Below are 17,406 nucleotides of genomic sequence, written 5' to 3'. Positions count from 1 at the left end.
TGTGTCCCGCTGCCAAGCCTGATGCAAGGACGGAGTCATGCCACCGCTGCGCGCTGCGAATCTGCTCGCCACTCTTGAAGGTTCACGCCTGCATTCGGCCGATTGCGCCCACTGGCAGCGCTGGGGGCCGTATCTCAGCGAGCGTCAGTGGGGCACGGTGCGGGAGGATTACAGCCCGGACGGCACCGCGTGGGACTCCTTTCCGCACGACCATGCGCGCAGCCGCGCATACCGTTGGGGCGAAGACGGCATTGCCGGTTTCGGCGACGACAAACTGAGCTGGTGTGTGTCGCTCGCGCTGTGGAACCGCAAGGATCCGATCCTGAAAGAGCGCCTGTTCGGCCTCACCAACGCGCAGGGCAACCATGGCGAGGACGTGAAAGAGTTGTACTTCTACGTCGACGGCACGCCCACGCATTCGTATATGCGGATGCTCTACAAGTACCCGATCGCGGCTTTTCCCTACGACGACCTGGTGCAGGAAAACGGCCGCCGTGGCGCCGACATGCCGGAGTATGAAATTCTCGACACCGGCGTGTTCGACGATTGCTGCTATTTCGACGTGCAGGTCGAATACGCGAAGCACGCGCCCGACGACATCCTGATGCGCGTGACGATCAATAATCGCGCGGACCAGGCCGCTTCGCTCGATGTGCTGCCGCAGATCTGGGCGCGCAATTCGTGGTCGTGGAAAGAGAACAAAGACAAACCGTCGTTGACGGCCGGCACGGATCACAACGGCAACGCGCAACTGGTTGGCCATCAGCATGGCCACGAGCCGATCGTGGTGACGGCCTGGTCGAAAGACGCGCCGCAGGTCGACTGGCTGTTCTGCGAGAACGACACCAACGTCAAGCGCCTGTTCAATATGGACGGCACAGGTCCGTTCAAAGACGGCTTCAACGACTACCTGGTCCATGGCGACGAACAGGCGGTGCGTCGCGACAAAGGCACGAAGGCCGCTGCGCATGCATCGATCGAACTCGGCCCGCACGGGCGCGCGGTGGTGTACATGCGCTGGCGTCCGCAATCGAGTCCCGACGACGTGCTGCTCGATGCCGACGCAGTATTCGCGCACCGCATTGCCGAAGCCGACGAATTCTATGGCGCGCTGCAACACGAAATCGCCGACCCCGACGCGCGTCTCGTGCAGCGTCAGGCGCTCGCCGGCATGCTGTGGTCGAAGCAGTACTACCAGTACGACGTGCAGCGCTGGCTCGACGGCGATCCGCTGCAACCCACCCCGCCCGCGAGCCGCAAAAAAGGCCGCAACACGGACTGGCGGCATCTGTGCAACGCGGACATCGTGTCGATGCCCGACAAGTGGGAGTACCCGTGGTACGCATCGTGGGACCTGGCGTTTCATGCCACCGCGTTCGCACTGATCGATCCCGCGTTTGCCAAACGTCAATTGCTGCTGCTGGTGAAGGACCGCTATCAGCATCCGAACGGTCAGATACCCGCTTACGAATGGGCGTTGGGCGACGCCAATCCGCCGGTCCATGCGTGGGCCGCGTGGCGCGTGTATGAAATCGACCGTGCGCTCACCGGCAAGGCGGATCGCGATTTTCTGGAACTCGTGTTCCACAAGCTGCTGCTGAACTTCTCGTGGTGGGTCAACCGCAAGGACGCCGACGGTCACAATATTTTCCAGGGCGGCTTTCTCGGCCTCGACAACGTCGGCATTTTCGATCGCTCTTCGCCGCTGCCCACCGGCGGTCATATCGATCAGGCCGACGGCACTGCGTGGATGGCCGCGTACGCGCTCGACCTGATGCGTATCGCGCTGGAACTCGCCTATGCGAACCATGTGTTCGTCGACATCGGCGTGAAGTTCTTCGAGCACTTCCTGTATATCGCCGAAGCCGTGAGTTGCGACGACGGCTGCGACACCGGCCTCTGGGATTCGGAAGACGAGTTCTTCTACGACAAGCTGCGCCTGCCCGACGGCAGCAACGTGCCCTTGCGGCTGCGGTCCATCGTTGGGCTGATTCCGCTGTTCGCCGTGCATGTGCTCGAACATCGTCTGCATGGCGGCTTGCCGGGGCTGCGCGAACGTCTGACCTGGTTCCTCGAACATCGGCCCGATCTGGCGCGGCTCGTCTCTCGCTGGAACGAACCCGGCAAGAGCAATGCGCTGCTGCTCTCGCTGTTGCGCGGGCATCGCATGAAAGCGCTGCTGCGCCGCGCGCTCGACGAAAGCGAATTTTTGTCCGATCACGGGGTGCGGGCGCTGTCGCGGGTTCATCGCGACCAGCCGTTCGTGTTCAATCACAACGGCGACAGCTTCACCGTCAAATACCTGCCGGCCGAATCGGACTCGCGCGTGTTCGGCGGCAATTCGAACTGGCGGGGTCCGGTGTGGATGCCGATGAACTATCTGCTGATCGAATCGCTGTACGAATTCCATCGCTATTACGGCGACGATTTTCGTGTGGAGTATCCGACTGGGTCGGGGCAGAAGTTCTCGCTCAGCGAAATCGCCGATGAACTCGCGCGTCGCTGCACGACACTGTTCCTCAAGAACAAAGATGGCGAGCGTCCGGTGATGGGCGCGTATCCGTTGCTGCAGGCCGACCCGCATTCGCGCGATCTGGTGTTGTTCCATGAGTACTTTCATGGCGACAACGGGCGTGGCGTGGGCGCTTCGCATCAGACCGGCTGGACCGGACTGGTTGCGCTGCTGCTGCAGCCGCGTGCCATGGCTGCATCGGGCAATGTGCCGTTGACCGGCGAGGGCGACCAGGCGCCGATTCCGACCGGGCCCAATGCGCAGGCCGCGACGCCGGCGTGCCCGACGGAGGCTGCGTCTGCTGCAACACCCGAGCCGGCACCCGCACTCGTTACCGCAGTGACCAAATAACGAGCCGAGCAAACCGCGCACTAGCAAGAGTCGCAACGTAGCAAGCCGTGGGCCGCGACGCCCGGCGTGCAGGTTACATAAACCCTACACGCCAGCGTGCGAGCCCGATTGTGGAGTCGTTTTTGAACTGTGTGGCTTCAAGCGTGGTCTTTCATGTACCGCCACGTCCGTTCCATTGGCTTCCTGAGTGAATCCCATGTCGACTACACCGAATACTCCCGCTTCCAATCCCCCCGCCACCGCTGCCGAACCGAGCTGCAAAGTCAGCGTGAGTCCGCACGACGCGCCGTCCGTACCCGCGTCGCCGGCCGGCAAGCGGCCCGCACCGCCTTGCACGCTGGTGATCTTCGGCGCCGGCGGCGACCTGACCAAGCGGCTGCTGATGCCGGCGCTCTACAACCTCGCCGTGGATGGCCTGCTCGACGACGGCATGAAAATCGTCGGCGTGAATCACGGCGAGCGCGAGACGAGCGCCTGGCGCGACGATCTGCACAAGTCGCTCGAACAGTTCGCCGCCGACAAAGCCAGCACCTTCCACGCCGGCAAGCTCGACGACAAAGCGTGGGACTGGGTCGGGCAACGCCTCGAATATATGGCCGGCGAATTCGAAACCGACGACGTGTTCACGAAGCTGAAGCAGAAGCTCGATCAGGCGCAGGGCGGCAACGTGATTTTCTATCTCGCCGTCACCTCGCGTTTCTTCAAACCGATTGTCGAACGCCTCGGCAAAGCGAGTCTGCTGAAAGAAGGCGAGGGCGAAGGCGGATTTTTCCGCCGCATCGTCGTGGAAAAACCGTTCGGCACCGATCTCGCGTCGGCGCGCGATCTGAACGCGCACATCCTTTCGTACGCGGACGAATCGCAGGTGTACCGCATCGATCACTTTCTCGGTAAAGACACCGTGCAGAGCATTCTCGCGGTGCGCTTCGCGAATGCGCTGTTCGAACCGATCTGGCGGCGCGAATACATCGACAGCGTGCAGATCACGGCGGCGGAAACGATCGGCGTGGAAGGGCGCGGCAAGTTCTACGAGCAGACCGGCGCGTTCCGCGACATGCTGCCGAACCACCTGTTCCAGTTGCTCGGCATGGTCTCGATGGAACCGCCCAATTCGTTCGACGCCGAAGCCGTGCGCGACAAGAAGGCCGACATCATGCATGCGATCCAGCCGCTGACCGCCGACGACGTCGTGTTCGGTCAATACGAAAAAGGTCCCCCGGGTGTCGGCTATCGCGAGGAACCGGACGTGGCGCCCGACAGCACGACGGAAACCTACGCGGCCGCGCGTGTGTTCGTCGAGAACTGGCGCTGGGCCGGCGTGCCGTTCTATCTGCGCACCGGCAAGCGGCTGGCCGCGCGGCGCACGGAAATCTCGGTGCAACTGAAGCCGGTGCCGTTCCGGTTGTTCCGCGACACGCCCGTCGACGCGCTCACACCGAACGTGCTGACCTTGCGTATCGATCCGGCGCACGGCACGAGCTTCGACTTCAACGTCAAGACGCCGGGACCGATCATGCAGGTGGGCGCGGTGCAGTCGTCGTTCGACTATGCGGACTTCTTCACCGAGCGCGCGAACGTCGGCTACGAGACCTTGCTCTATGACTGCATGCTCGGCGACGAGACGCTGTTCCAGCGCGCCGACAGCATCGAAACCAGCTGGGCCGCGGTAGAGGACGTGCTGCATCCGAAAGACGGCGGCGCGATGCCGGTGCATGGCTATGCGTCCGGCAGCGAAGGACCGGCGGAAGCGGACGCGCTGCTCGCGCGCGACGGCCACGCATGGCGGCCATTGAAACAGGCTCCAGTCGAAAAGAAGTGATTCCATCACGCGCATCAACATAATCGGGGGACACCGTGGCAACACGCAAAACCGTGGCAACGCGTAAGACGAAGGTGACGAGCAGCACTGAGCGGATTCTGGCGATCGATGTCGGCGGCACCGGTCTGAAGGCCGCGATCATCGACGCCGACGGTCAGATGAAAACCGAACGCGTGCGGGTCGCGACGCCGCATCCGTGTACGCCGGATCAACTGGTGGATGCATTGGCGAAGCTCGCCGGTCCGCTGATCGAACAGGAACCGCCTACGTTGATGTCGATCGGCTTTCCCGGCGTGGTGCGCAACAACCGCATCCTGACCGCGCCGCATTTCGGCGTGGAGGGTTGGCACGACATTCCGCTCGCGGATTCGTTGGCGCAGCGTTTGGGCGGTTTGCCGGTGCGCATGATCAACGACGCCGAGATGCAGGGCTTCGCCGCGATCGAAGGGCACGGCCTCGAATTCGTGCTGACGCTCGGCACGGGCGCGGGCACGGCCATGTTCCGCGACGGCGAGTTGATGCCGCATCTCGAACTGGCCCACCACCCGGTCAGCAAGAAAGGCGTCGCGTACGACGAATACATCGGCGACGCCGCGCGCGACAAGATCGGGAATAAAACGTGGAACCGGCGCGTTAAGAAGGTGATCGGGATTCTCAGCGCGCTCGTGAACTACGACAAGCTGTGGATCGGCGGCGGCAACGCGGCACGCCTCACGTTCGATTTGCCGGCCAACGTGGCGACCGTTTCGAACGACGCGGGTATCGAAGGCGGCGCACGCCTGTGGCACCCGAAGTCGTTCCGCGAGACGCGGCAATTGCCGGAAGCGACGGCCCGGACGGGCCGATTCAAATGACCTTGAAGCCGTGACCGCATAAAAAAGGGGAATTCACGATGATCCGCAACGGCCACTTTGACCTCGCACGACGTCTGCTTTCCGTGGGCGTGTGCGCGGCCTTAGCGCTTGCAGCAACGCATGGCCGCGCGGCCGAAGCGTTCGCGGTTTCGTCGCCGGGTCTGGCCGACGGCGGCACGCTGGATTCGAGCCACGCCGCGAGCGCGAACAATTGCGGCGGCGGCAACGTGTCGCCGGCGCTGCAATGGCGCAATGCCCCTGCGGGCACGAAGAGCTACGCGGTGACGATCTTCGATCCGGACGGCGCGAAGGGCCTGGGCATCGTGCATTGGATCGTGTATGGCGTCGCGGCTTCGACCACATCGCTCGGCGTCGGCGGCAGTTCGCCACCCGGCAGCGTCTCCGGAACGAATCGCACGGGCGGCCCGGGGTATTACGGTCCGTGTCCGCCCGTCGGCGAGGTGCCGCATCACTACGTCGCGCAGGTCTACGCGCTCGATCTGGCGCCTGACGCGTTGCCCGCCGGGCTGACGCGCGACGCGTTGCTCGCGGCCATGAAGGATCATGTGCTCGCCGCGTCGAGCACCGTGCTGCGCTACGGGCGATAAATCAAATCGCGGCGCCTAGCGGGCCGCATCGCCCCAACGGTATTCCACGCTCGCCTCGTCGAGCTGCGTTTTGATCTGAGCGTCGAGCACCAGCTCCGAAGCCGCGAGCGTGTCGCTCAATTGCTCCGCACGGCTCGCGCCGATAATCGCCGACGTGATCTGCGGATTCGCCAACACCCACGCCAACGAAACACGCGTCAATGATTCGCCGGTCGGCGCCACGATCGCCTGCAAGCGCTCGATCGTGTCGAACTCGCGCTGATGCCAGTAACGCGCCTGATACATCGCGCCGGCCTTGCCGACGGTCTCGGTGAAGCGCCCCGTGGTCGGCGTGGCTTCCAGCTTGTGCTTGCCGGTCAGCAAGCCGCCCGCGAGCGGGTTATACGGCATCACGGCGAGATGCTCTTCGGCGGCCAGCGGCAGCAACTCCCGCTCGATCTGGCGGAATAGCAGGTTGTACCGCGGCTGCACCGAAACGAAACGCGCCACGCGCAACACGTCGGCGCGGCCCAACGCGCGCGCCAGCCGGTACGCGAGGAAATTCGACACACCGACATAACGCGCTTTGCCGGATCGCACGATCACGTCTAGCGCTTCGAGCGTTTCGTCGAGCGGCGTGTTTGCGTCGTCGGAATGGAGCTGATAGAGGTCCACGTAGTCGGTGCCGAGGCGGCGCAGCGACGCGTCGATCGCATCCAGCAGATGTTTGCGCGATGCGCCTTGATCCCACGCCGAGGGCCCCATCTTGCCGACGGCTTTCGTCGCAAGAATGAAGCGGTCGCGCTTGCCCTTCAGCCAGCGCCCGACGATTTCCTCCGTGCGTCCGGCCAGACCCTCGCCGCCACCGAGCGGATACACGTTGGCCGTATCGATGAAGTTCACGCCGGCCTCCGCGGCCGTGTCGAGAATGCGCTGCGAGGCCTCTTCTTCAGTCTGCAGGCCGAAGGTCATCGTGCCGAGACAAAGTCGCGACACGTTCAGCCCTGTGCGGCCGAATTGGCGGTATTGCATGGTCAACTCCGAAGTGAACGGAACAGTGAGGACAGACGGTGTTGCAAAAAGGATAAACCGTGTCGTGATTTCGTGTCGGCGGTCGGGCTGGCGAATTGTTGTCTATTTGAAAGCTGGCTTATGCCGAATGCCTTTCACTCGCATTGATCAGCTTTACTCCCGCCTTGTCTAACGTTTACAAATCAGTAATAAAACAAACTCTCTGCAACATTGAAAATTACGTTATCCCTACGTTCGTAACGTGCCGAAATAAACTGATTACACGAAGTAAGAGACGCCGACGTTGATGCAAATTTATGCGTATGGAATGATATCGATTCTCATTTAACCATCAGCCAGCCATCCCGTCGTCTCTGCGTCACTCAGGAGACCGGCAGCCAGCCAAATGCAGCTTTGTCATTGATCGCATGCGAAGACATGCGAATCCGGCAAGTGCACCTCCGACGGGATTTCCATGTTCAACCACACGCCGCTTGCGACCGCGTTAGCGCTAGCCTTTGCCATTCCTTTCGCGACCCCGGCCGTCGCGCAGACTGCCGCGCAAGCCACGACGCAGCCGTCGACCGGCAAAGCCGCAAACGCGAGCGCCGCCACTGCCGCCACCGACAGCGGCACGCTGCCGACCATCGGCGTCGCGGCGCAGGCTGAACAACAGGACTTCCAGGCGGAAAAATCGAATGTCGGCGCGAAGACGCCCACCGCGTTGCGCGACATTCCGCAGACGGTTGCCGTCATCAATAAAGACTTGCTCGCTTCGCAAGGCGCCACGTCGTTCCAGGACGCGCTGCGCAATGCGCCGGGCGTGACGATCGGCGGCGCCGAAGGCGGCCAGATCGGCAACAACATCAACCTGCGCGGCTTCACCGCGCAGAACGATATCTATCTCGACGGCTTCCGCGATCGCAACCAGTACTATCGCGACACCTTCGACCTCGAAGAACTCGAAGTGCTGTACGGTCCGTCGTCGATGTTGTTCGGCCGCGGCTCCACGGGCGGCGTGATCAACCAGGTCAGCAAGAAGGCGAACCTGAAGGATTCGGCGGAAGTCACGGGAATGATCGGCACCGACGACCGCTATCGCAGCACCGTCGACGTGAACCATAAGCTGACCGACACCGCGGCGATTCGCCTGAACGCGTTCGGCCAGAGCCTCGGCTCGACGCGCGACGAGATGAAGAACAAGGACTACGGCATCGCGCCGGAGGTGCGTTTCGGGATCGGCACGCCGACCGAAGTGACGCTGTCCGCGCTGATCCAGCACAACTACGATATGCCCGACTACGGCGTGCAAGCGTTGAACGGCCGTCCGTCGCCGGTGCCGAAGAACACGTTCTACGGCCTGACCACCGACCGCACGATCCAGGACGTGCAGACGTTCACCGCCGCGATCAAGCACAAGTTCTCCGACGCGCTCACGCTGACCAACCAGACGCAGTTCTCGCATTCCCTGACCGACGCGCGCGAAACCGCGCCGCAATCGGTGCTGACGGGTCCGCTTTCCAGCAGCACCGCGCTGGTCAACGGCAATTTCACGAGCTTGTCGCCGTCGCAACTGTTCATCAAGTTGCAAAGCCACGACCGCGTGATCGAGAACCACTCGCTGTACAACGACACCACGGTCGAATACAAATTCGACACCGGCCCGATCAAGCACGACCTGATCGCGGGCGTCGAACTCGGCCACGACAGCTACTCGAATCAGGCCTACACGCGTAACAACCTGCCGGTCGTGACGATGCTGAACCCGGCGTATCTGTCCTCGCCGGCGGGTGTCACCACGACGGTCGGCAACTACGCGAATTCCGGCTCGAATGAAATTGCCGGCTATGTGAACGACACCATTTCGCTCGGTCAGCACTGGAAGGTGATTGGCGGTTTGCGTTGGGATCGCTTCCAGGCGCAGATCCACAACTCGATCAGTCTGCCGGCTTACGCGAGTCAAACCAACTTCTTCACCAGCGTTCGCGCCGGCGTGATTTATCAGCCGACCGACTGGCAGTCGTACTACGTGTCGTACGGCACGTCGTTCGACCCGTCGCTCGAAGCGTTGACTGTCACCAACCTCACGCAGAATCTGGCGCCGGAGTCGACCAAGTCGTATGAAGTGGGCGGCAAGTGGGATCTGCTCGGCGGCAATCTGTCGGTGAATTCGGCGTTCTTCCGCGAGGAAATGACCAACGCCCGCACCCAGGTTTCGCCGACCGAATACGAACTCGACGGCGATATTCGCGTAGACGGTTTCCAGGCCGGCGTCACCGGTCACATCACCGACAAGTGGCAGATCTTCGGCGGCTATACGTACATGGACGCCGTGGTCCTGAAGGCGCTCGACGGGACGCAAGGGCACACGCCGGCCAATACGCCGCGCAACACGCTGACGCTCTGGACCACCTACGCGATCACGCCGCATTGGGAAATTGGCGGTGGCCCGACGTATATGTCGCCGCGCTATGCGTCGAACACGAACTATGTTCAGGTGCCGGGCTACACGCGCTGGGATGCAACCGCCGCTTACCATGCGAAGAAATACGACGTGCGCCTGAACCTGCTGAACCTGACCAACAAGCAGTACTACGACGGTCTGATTCAATCGGACGGCGGCCGCTCCGTGCCGGGTATTGGACGCACGCTGCTGGCCACGTTCGACTACCGCTTCTGATGTAAGCCGAACGGTTGCGTTAGGCTTGCCGTTTTCGGTCGAAAACGGCAAGCCCACGCCAAGGAAACACTTATGTTGCTGCAGATTCCGAATGTACTGAACGCCGAGCAATTGCGCTTCGTGCGCGAGCGGCTCGATCAGGCTGGCGACGCCTGGGTCGACGGTCGCGCGACCGCCGGCTATCAGGGCGCGCCGGTCAAGCGCAACCAGCAGATCGCGGAGCACACGCCGCTGGCGCGCGAACTCGGCGACGTGATTCTCGCGGCGGTCGAACGGCACCCGCTGTTTATCAGCGCGGTGCTGCCGAACCAGGCGTACCCGCCGCTCTTCAATCGTTACGAGAGCGGCATGACGTTCGGCAGTCACGTCGACGGCGCGGTGCGCGTGTTGCCCAACGGCGTGAAGCTGCGCACCGACGTCTCGGTGACGCTGTTCATTTCCGAGCCCGATGAATACGACGGCGGCGAACTGGTGATCGAAGACACCTACGGCGTGCAGCAGGTGAAGCTGCCGGCCGGCGACATGATCGTTTATCCGGCCACGAGTCTGCATCAGGTGACGCCGGTCACGCGTGGCGCGCGGCTCGCCAGTTTCTTCTGGGTGCAAAGCCTCGTGCGCAGCGACACGCAGCGCGCGCTGCTGTTCGACATGGACACCGCGATTCAACGTCTCAATGCCACCCATGCCGACGATGCCGCGCGCCGCAGCCTCGTCGGCTGTTATCACAACCTGTTGCGTACCTGGAGCGAAACGTGAGCGTACCCGAGGCAATCGACCTTCAACCGGCCACGGGCCTCGACCCCGCCGCGCGCGAGCCGCAGCGGCTCGGCGACAGCGAACTGAAGGCGCGGCAGCAGCGCTCGCGCCGCGCCACCTTCGTCAAATGGCTGCGCAAGGTGCACGGCTGGATCGGTTTGTGGGGCGCGGCGCTGGGGCTGCTGTTCGGCACCACGGGCTTTTTGCTGAATCATCGCGGCGGGCCGTTGAAGGTCTCGACCGGCGAGCCGCAAGTGTCGACGATGCAAGTGCCGTTGCCGCAACCTGTGCCGGAAACGCCGCGCGAGTTGGGCAAATGGCTGAAGCACGAATTGAAGCTGACCGGCACGCCGGGACGCGTGCAGAAAGAGCCGTCGCATCCGGTCGCGTGGGGCGATCGCAGCGTCGTGCAGCCGGAGCATTGGCAACTCAATTTCGCGTCGCCGCATGAAAATACGTCGGCCGAGTACTGGGTCGGCAACGGCTACGTAACGGTCAAGCGCAGCGACAACACGTTTCTCGCGATGCTGACGAATCTGCACAAGGGCGTCGGCTTGAGCGTCGGCTGGGTACTGCTGATCGATACGCTGGCGGGCAGCATCATTCTGCTGTCGCTGACCGGCGTGCTGCTCTGGACCGAGCTGAACAAACGCAAGACGGTGGGCGCTGTGCTGGTGCTCGGATCGATCGTCGCGGCGGTTTGTGTGGGGCTGCTGTAGGCCTGATTTCACGACGCGGTGGGCAAGGATTCGGTCGGGAAGATCGCCTTGCCCGTGCGTGTTGTTGAAGTACGTTTTACCGGCAATTTGCCGCCAACCCTCCCTCTCTTTCATCCTTGCGAAGTGTGCCGTCCGGCGGCCCGCGCCGGGACGCAAAAACCCCGCTGCTTCAGGCGTTAAGGCGCCTCTCGACTTCCTCCGACGGCTCGCGACGTGCGAGAATCGCGCTAGCATAATTGCGCCGTTTTGCACCCGCCGTCCATCGTCTCGGGCACCCGCTCCGCAACGGGGCGCCGCACGATCGTGACACCGCAGTGTCGAGGAGATCACGTTGAAAGAGCCGGACAGTTTCACGTCGGATATGCCGTCGACTTCCCAGGCCGTACCGCCGTTTTTGTCCGGCGGCGGCGAACTCGGCGCGCTCATTCGCGCTTACGACTGGACGCAGACGGCGCTGGGCGCGCCGGAGAACTGGCCGCAAGGGCTCAAGCTCGCGATCCGCATCATGCTGACTTCGCGGCAACCCATCTGGATCGGCTGGGGCGACGAGCTCATCAAGTTTTACAACGACCCGTACAAGTCGATCATTGGCGGCAAGCATCCGGTGGCGCTCGGTCAGCCCGCGCGCGTGGTGTGGCGCGAAATCTGGACCGAGATCGAGCCGTTGCTGAACACCGCGATGACCGGCACCGAAGGCATTTTCGTCGAACAGCAGTTCCTCATCATGGAGCGCAACGGCTTCCCCGAGGAAACCTATTACACGTTCTCCTACAGCCCGATTCCCGGCGACGACGGCGAGCCCGGCGGCATTCTCTGCGCCAATAGCGACGACACGCTGCGCGTGGTCGGCGAACGCCAACTGGCGCTATTGAAGGAACTGGCGGCGGTCAGCCCCGACGGCCGCGACTGGCGCGAGGCGTGCGAATTGAGCGCGCGTGCGTTGAAGTCGAATCAGCAGGACATTCCTTTCGCGTTGCTGTACGCCGCCGAACCCGGCAGCGAGACGGCCACGCTCGTCGCGTCGAGCGGTGTCGAGCCGGGTCATCCGGTGGCGCCTGCATCGCTCAGTCTCGCGAATCAATCGGCGTGGCCCGTCGCCGACGTATTGAAGATCCAGGTTCCGCAAATGGTGCGGGGCTTGACGCAGCACTTCGGCACCGAGGCGCCGCGCGGTCCATGGCATATCGCGCCCGAGCAGGCCGTGATTTTGCCGGTCTCGCCGGGCAGCGAAACGACACAAGCCGTGGTGCTGATCGCCGGTCTGAACCCTTGCCGCCTGTTCGACGACGCTTACCGCAGCTTTCTGAACCTGACCGCCGGCCAGATCGGCGCGGCGATCGGCTACGCGCAGGCCTATGCAGAAGAGCGGCGGCGCGCGGAGGCGCTGGCCGAAATCGACCGCGCGAAGACCACGTTCTTCTCCAACATCAGTCACGAATTCCGTACGCCGTTGACGCTGATGCTCGGTCCGCTCGAAGAATTGCTCGCCAAACCGCAACGGGAGGCAAGCGCGGCAAACGCAGCGCCCGGCGGCAGCAACGAGATCGACGACCGCGCGCTGATCGAGATCACGCATCGCAACGGCTTGCGTCTGCTGAAGCTGGTTAACGCGCTGCTGGATTTTTCGCGGATCGAGGCGGGGCGCATTCAGAGTCGCCCGCTGCCTACCGATGTCGCCGCCTTCACGGCTGAACTCGCGTCGCTGTTCCAGTCCGCGATCGAGGCGGCTGGCCTGCGGCTCGAGATGGAGATTCCTGCCGCGCCCGTGGTCGTGCAACTCGACCGCGAGATGTGGGAAAAGGTCGTGATGAACCTGCTGTCGAACGCGTACAAGTTCACGTTCTTCGGCACGATCCGGGTGACGGTGCGCGCGATTGAAGGCGAAGGTGTCGCGATCAGCGTGACGGATACCGGCATCGGCATTGCGGCAGAAGAAGTGCCGCGCCTGTTCGAGCGCTTTCACCGCGTGGCGGGCGCGCCGGGCCGTTCGGTCGAAGGCAGCGGCATTGGGCTCGCGATGGTGCAGGAGCTGGTCAAGCTGCATGGCGGCACGGTGCAAGTGGACAGCGTGCTCGGCGAAGGCGCGTGCTTCACGGTCACGCTGCCGCGCGGCGCCGTGCCGGCTCAGGCCGAAGACGAAGCCGTGCATGCCGCGATGAGCCAGCACGCGCGCACGTATGTCGACGCGGCTTTGCGCTGGAGTCCGGAGAACGAAATTCTCGCGGACGCGCCGGTTGCCGCCACCCAGTTTGGTGACACGACAGGTTCCGGCGCGGCGCCGGCGACTGCCGCGCGTCTGCTGGTGGTCGACGACAACGCGGATTTGCGCGAGTACATGAGCCGGATTCTGCGCGCGGCAGGCCACGACGTGCAGCTCGCCGCCGACGGCCAGGCCGCGCTCGACGCCGCGCGCGCGGCGCCGCCGGATCTGGTGCTGTCCGACGTGATGATGCCGCGCCTCGACGGTTTCGGTCTGCTGCGTGAATTGCGTGCCGATCCCGTGTTGCGCGATACGCCGGTGCTGATGCTGTCCGCCCGCGCGGGGGAAGAATCGCGCGTCGACGGTATCGAGCACGGCGCCGACGACTATCTGACCAAGCCGTTTTCCGCCCGTGAATTGCTGGCTCGCGTAGCCGGCAATTTGCAACTGGCCCGCTTGCGTCGCGAGACCGAGATGAAGCTGCGCGAGGAATCGCGCACGCTGGAAATTCTCAATCGCGTGGGCTCGACAGTCGCGGCTGAACTCGATCTGAGCCGCGCGGTGCAGATCGTGACCGACGCGGCCACCGAACTCACCGGCGCCGCGTTCGGCTCGTTTTTCTACAACGTGCTCGACGACCACGGCGGCAGCTACACGCTTGACACGCTGTCCGGCGTGCCGAAAGAAACCTTCGACCGCTTTCCGATGCCGCGCAACACGGCGGTGTTCGCGCCCACGTTCAGCGGCGCGGGGATCGTGCGCGTCGACGACATCACGCAGGACCCGCGCTACGGCCACAACGCGCCGCATAGCGGCACGCCGGAAGGCCATCTGAAGGTGCGCAGCTATCTGGCCGCACCGGTGCAGTCGCGTAGCGGCGAAGTGGTGGGCGGGTTGTTCTTCGGCCATCCAGAACCCGGCGTGTTCACCGAACGCGCCGAGCGGATCGTCACCGGTATCGCCGCGCAGGCGGCGATTGCAATCGACAACGCGCGTCTCTATCAGGCCGCGCAAACCGAGATCGCCGAGCGCACCAAGGCGCAGGACGCGCTAAGCGATCTGAACGAGACGCTGGAACGTCGCGTGATCGAAACGGTGGCGGACCGTGATCGTCTGTGGGAGTTGAGCGAGGATCTGCTGGTGGTGGCCGATATAGAAGGCCGCTTGCAGCGCGTGAGTCCGTCGTGGAGTACGGCGCTCGGTCACAACAGGCACTGGCTGCTGTCGCGCTCGTACGTCGATCTGGTGCATCCGGACGACGTCGAGGTCGTCGCCGCGCATCTGGCCGAACTGCGCCGCACCGGCGTGCCGGTGCGCTACGAGAACCGCTTCAAGCGGATCGACGGCTCCTGGCGCTGGGTCGCGTGGACACTCGCGCTCGATCCCGACACCGCACGAATTCACGGCGTGGGCCGCGACGTCACCGCCGACAAGGAAACCACCGAGGCGCTGCGTCACGCCGAAGAAGCGTTGCGCATGGCGCAGAAGATGGAGGCGATCGGCAAGCTCACGGGCGGCGTCGCGCATGACTTCAACAATCTGCTGCAGGTGATCGGCGGCAATCTGCAACTGCTCGCGAAAGACGTCGCGGGCGCGGAGAAAGCCGAGCAACGCGTGCGCAATGCACTGGCGGGCGTGGCGCGCGGCGCTAATCTCTCGTCGCAATTGCTCGCGTTCGGACGGCGTCAGCCGCTCGCGCCGAAGGTCGTTAATCTCGGCCGTTTCGTGCGTGGACTCGACGATATGCTGCGGCGCGCGCTGGGCGACGGCGTCGAGATCGAGACCATCGTGTCGGGTGGCTTGTGGAACACGCTGGTCGATCCATTCCAGGTCGAAAACGCGCTGCTCAATCTCGCGATCAATGCACGCGACGCGATGAGCGGCCACGGCAAGCTGACGATCGAGGCCGGCAACGCCGCGCTCGACGACGCGTACGCCAAGCGTAACGCCGAGGTCACGCCAGGCCAGTACGTGATGCTCGCGGTCACGGATACCGGCGCGGGGATGTCGGCGGAAATCCGCGAGCGCGTCTTCGAGCCGTTCTTCACGACCAAGCCCGAAGGTCAGGGCACCGGTCTGGGCCTGAGCATGGTGTACGGCTTCGTCAAGCAGTCCGGCGGCCACGTGAAGATCTATAGCGAAGAAGGGCACGGCACGACCATTCGCGTTTATCTGCCGCGTGTGCGCCAGGAAGAGGATCTCGAAACCAATATCGACGCCGGCCCGGCAAAGGGCGGCACGGAAACGATCCTGGCGGTCGAGGACGACGAGGAAGTGCGTACCACCGTGGTTGAAATGCTGTCCGATCTCGGCTATCGCGTGCTGAAGGCGAAAGACGCGCAGAGCGCGCTGGCGATCGTCGAAAGCGGCGTGCCGATCGACATGTTGTTCACCGACGTGGTGATGCCCGGCGCGCTGCGCAGCACCGAACTTGCGCGCAAGGCGCGCGAGCGGCTGCCGGCGATCGCGGTGCTGTTCACGTCGGGCTATACGGATAACGCGATCGTGCATTCCGGGCGGCTCGACGAAGGCATTGAATTGCTCAGCAAGCCGTACACGCACGAGGCGTTGGCGCGCAAAGTCCGCTATGTACTGCAGACGCAGAATCCGCAAGCGGCCGAGATTGCGGAAGCGGAGCGGCATCTTCTGGAGGTCGACCCGCCGCTCGCGGCGGATAGCGCCGACAGTTTTGCCGCGAGCGCGCGGCCGCGGATTTTGCTGGTGGAAGACGACGAGCTGATCCGCGTGAGTACGGCCGAATTGCTGCGCACGTTTGATTTCGACATTCTGGAGGCCGAAGGCGAGCGTGAAGCGAAGCAACTGCTGCGCGACCACGCAATCGACGTGATGCTGACCGATGTGGGGCTGGTGGGCAAATCGGGCGTGGAGCTGGCGCTGGACGTGTGTCGCGAACGGCCCGATCTGCGGGTGATCTTTCTGACCGGTTACGACCTCGTGCTGACGCCGGAACAGCGCAAGGTGTTGCCGCACGCAATGCTGCTGCGCAAGCCCTACGAAATGCTGGATCTGATCGATGCGCTGAAAACGCCGCTGAGCTAGGCGGGTCACGCTGGGGGCTTGCCAGAAGGGCGTGCCGACGTGCCGACATGCCGGCCTGCCAGCGGAAAAGCGGCGGCTCGCGCTAGAATCGTCGCGCTTGAAGTGAGTCCCCCACTTCCTATCGGATCATCATGAAAACATCGCGCCGCCAATTTCTGTTGAGGCTCAGCGTGGGCGTCGGCTCATCGCTCGTTCTGTCCGGCGTCGCGTTGGCCGACCCCGCGAACACGCTCAGCGAAACCGACCCGAAGGCGCAAGCCGTCGGCTATAAAGCAGACGCCTCGAAGGTCGACAAGGCGAAATATCCCGGCTACGCGGCGGGACAAAATTGCGGCAACTGTTCGCTGTTTCAGGGCAAAGCCACCGATACCTACGGCGGCTGCACGCTGTTCGGCGACAAGCAGGTCGCCGCACGCGGCTGGTGCGATTCGTATTCGAATATGTGACGGGCTTTGGGGCCGCGGTTTTGAGCCGCGGTTTAGCCGTTACCCCAACGCGCTCAATACCAGCTCATGCGAACGGCCGATCCATACCGCCGCGTCGCGATGATCGCTTAACGAATCACCCGTATTCGGGTGCAGGAACACGTCGAGCGCGCCGTGATTCAGCGTGAGCCAGCCGACCAGTTCCGCGAAATGCTCGGGCGCGAACGCGAGTTGGTACGACCACATAGGGTGCGGCCCAACCGGGCGCTCGTGAAAGCGGCCCAATTCCAGCTTGCCGTTCCAGTGCGCTTCCACGATCTCGCGAAAGGCCCACGCGGCGTCGCGGCTGCTCGCGTCGAAATAGATGTGGGCGTGCCAGCTCTCTATGGCTGAGGTGTCGCGAAGGTTCATGACAGGGTCCGTGGTGAGGTT

Annotated in this window: 11 protein-coding genes; 9 read left to right on the top strand and 2 right to left on the bottom strand. The window is 63.6% G+C overall.

Going from position 1 to position 17,406, the window contains the following annotated elements:
* The first annotated feature begins 37 nt into the window (after positions 1-37).
* The 4 genes from FA94_RS34590 to FA94_RS34575 all read left to right on the top strand — a co-directional run bounded on the left by FA94_RS34590 (position 38) and on the right by FA94_RS34575 (position 6,144).
* Positions 38-2,863 carry an MGH1-like glycoside hydrolase domain-containing protein gene (locus tag FA94_RS34590; protein ID WP_035560354.1) on the top strand — a complete coding sequence of 942 codons (2,826 nt, stop codon included), beginning with the start codon at positions 38-40 and terminating at the stop codon, positions 2,861-2,863.
* A gap of 196 nt (positions 2,864-3,059) precedes the next feature.
* Complete coding sequence (gene zwf, locus FA94_RS34585) at positions 3,060-4,682, top strand: glucose-6-phosphate dehydrogenase (RefSeq protein ID WP_035560352.1); 1,623 nt, start codon at positions 3,060-3,062, stop codon at positions 4,680-4,682.
* A 53-nt stretch (positions 4,683-4,735) separates the two neighbouring features.
* Positions 4,736-5,536, top strand: a complete 801-nt coding sequence (locus FA94_RS34580) for an ROK family protein (protein WP_035560349.1) — start codon at positions 4,736-4,738, stop codon at positions 5,534-5,536.
* Positions 5,537-5,574: 38 nt separating this feature from the next.
* Positions 5,575-6,144, top strand: a complete 570-nt coding sequence (locus FA94_RS34575) for a YbhB/YbcL family Raf kinase inhibitor-like protein (protein WP_035560346.1) — start codon at positions 5,575-5,577, stop codon at positions 6,142-6,144.
* 15 nt (positions 6,145-6,159) lie between these two features.
* Here FA94_RS34575 and FA94_RS34570 read toward each other — a convergent pair whose 3' ends face one another.
* Positions 6,160-7,155 carry an aldo/keto reductase gene (locus tag FA94_RS34570; protein WP_035560344.1) on the bottom strand — a complete coding sequence of 332 codons (996 nt, stop codon included), beginning with the start codon at positions 7,153-7,155 and terminating at the stop codon, positions 6,160-6,162.
* A gap of 454 nt (positions 7,156-7,609) precedes the next feature.
* Here FA94_RS34570 and FA94_RS34565 point away from each other — a divergent pair, with 454 nt between their 5' ends.
* The 5 genes from FA94_RS34565 (at position 7,610) to FA94_RS34545 (ending at position 16,995) form a co-directional block, all read left to right on the top strand.
* On the top strand, positions 7,610-9,814 hold the full coding sequence (locus FA94_RS34565; protein WP_035560340.1) for a TonB-dependent receptor: 2,205 nt from the start codon (positions 7,610-7,612) through the stop codon (positions 9,812-9,814).
* 72 nt (positions 9,815-9,886) lie between these two features.
* Complete coding sequence (locus FA94_RS34560) at positions 9,887-10,570, top strand: Fe2+-dependent dioxygenase (RefSeq protein WP_035560337.1); 684 nt, start codon at positions 9,887-9,889, stop codon at positions 10,568-10,570.
* A complete protein-coding gene (locus FA94_RS34555) occupies positions 10,567-11,289 on the top strand; it encodes a PepSY-associated TM helix domain-containing protein (protein ID WP_035560334.1) in 723 nt (240 codons plus the stop codon). The genes FA94_RS34560 and FA94_RS34555 overlap by 4 nt, the downstream gene beginning before the upstream one ends.
* A gap of 361 nt (positions 11,290-11,650) precedes the next feature.
* Positions 11,651-16,549: a response regulator gene (locus FA94_RS34550; RefSeq protein WP_035563983.1), complete on the top strand. Its 4,899-nt coding sequence runs from the start codon at positions 11,651-11,653 to the stop codon at positions 16,547-16,549.
* A 131-nt stretch (positions 16,550-16,680) separates the two neighbouring features.
* Positions 16,681-16,995, top strand: coding sequence for a high-potential iron-sulfur protein (locus tag FA94_RS34545; protein WP_035560331.1), 315 nt, complete (start codon positions 16,681-16,683; stop codon positions 16,993-16,995).
* Between the two features lie 39 nt (positions 16,996-17,034).
* On the opposite strand, the gene FA94_RS34540 is transcribed toward FA94_RS34545, so the two are convergent.
* A complete protein-coding gene (locus FA94_RS34540) occupies positions 17,035-17,385 on the bottom strand; it encodes a DOPA 4,5-dioxygenase family protein (RefSeq protein WP_035560328.1) in 351 nt (116 codons plus the stop codon).
* Between the last annotated feature and the right edge of the window lie 21 nt (positions 17,386-17,406).

The sequence above is a fragment of the Burkholderia sp. 9120 genome (assembly GCF_000745015.1).
Lineage (GTDB): Bacteria > Pseudomonadota > Gammaproteobacteria > Burkholderiales > Burkholderiaceae > Paraburkholderia.
Note: the sequence above shows the minus strand (reverse complement) of the source record. Positions and strands in the feature narration are given on the sequence as shown.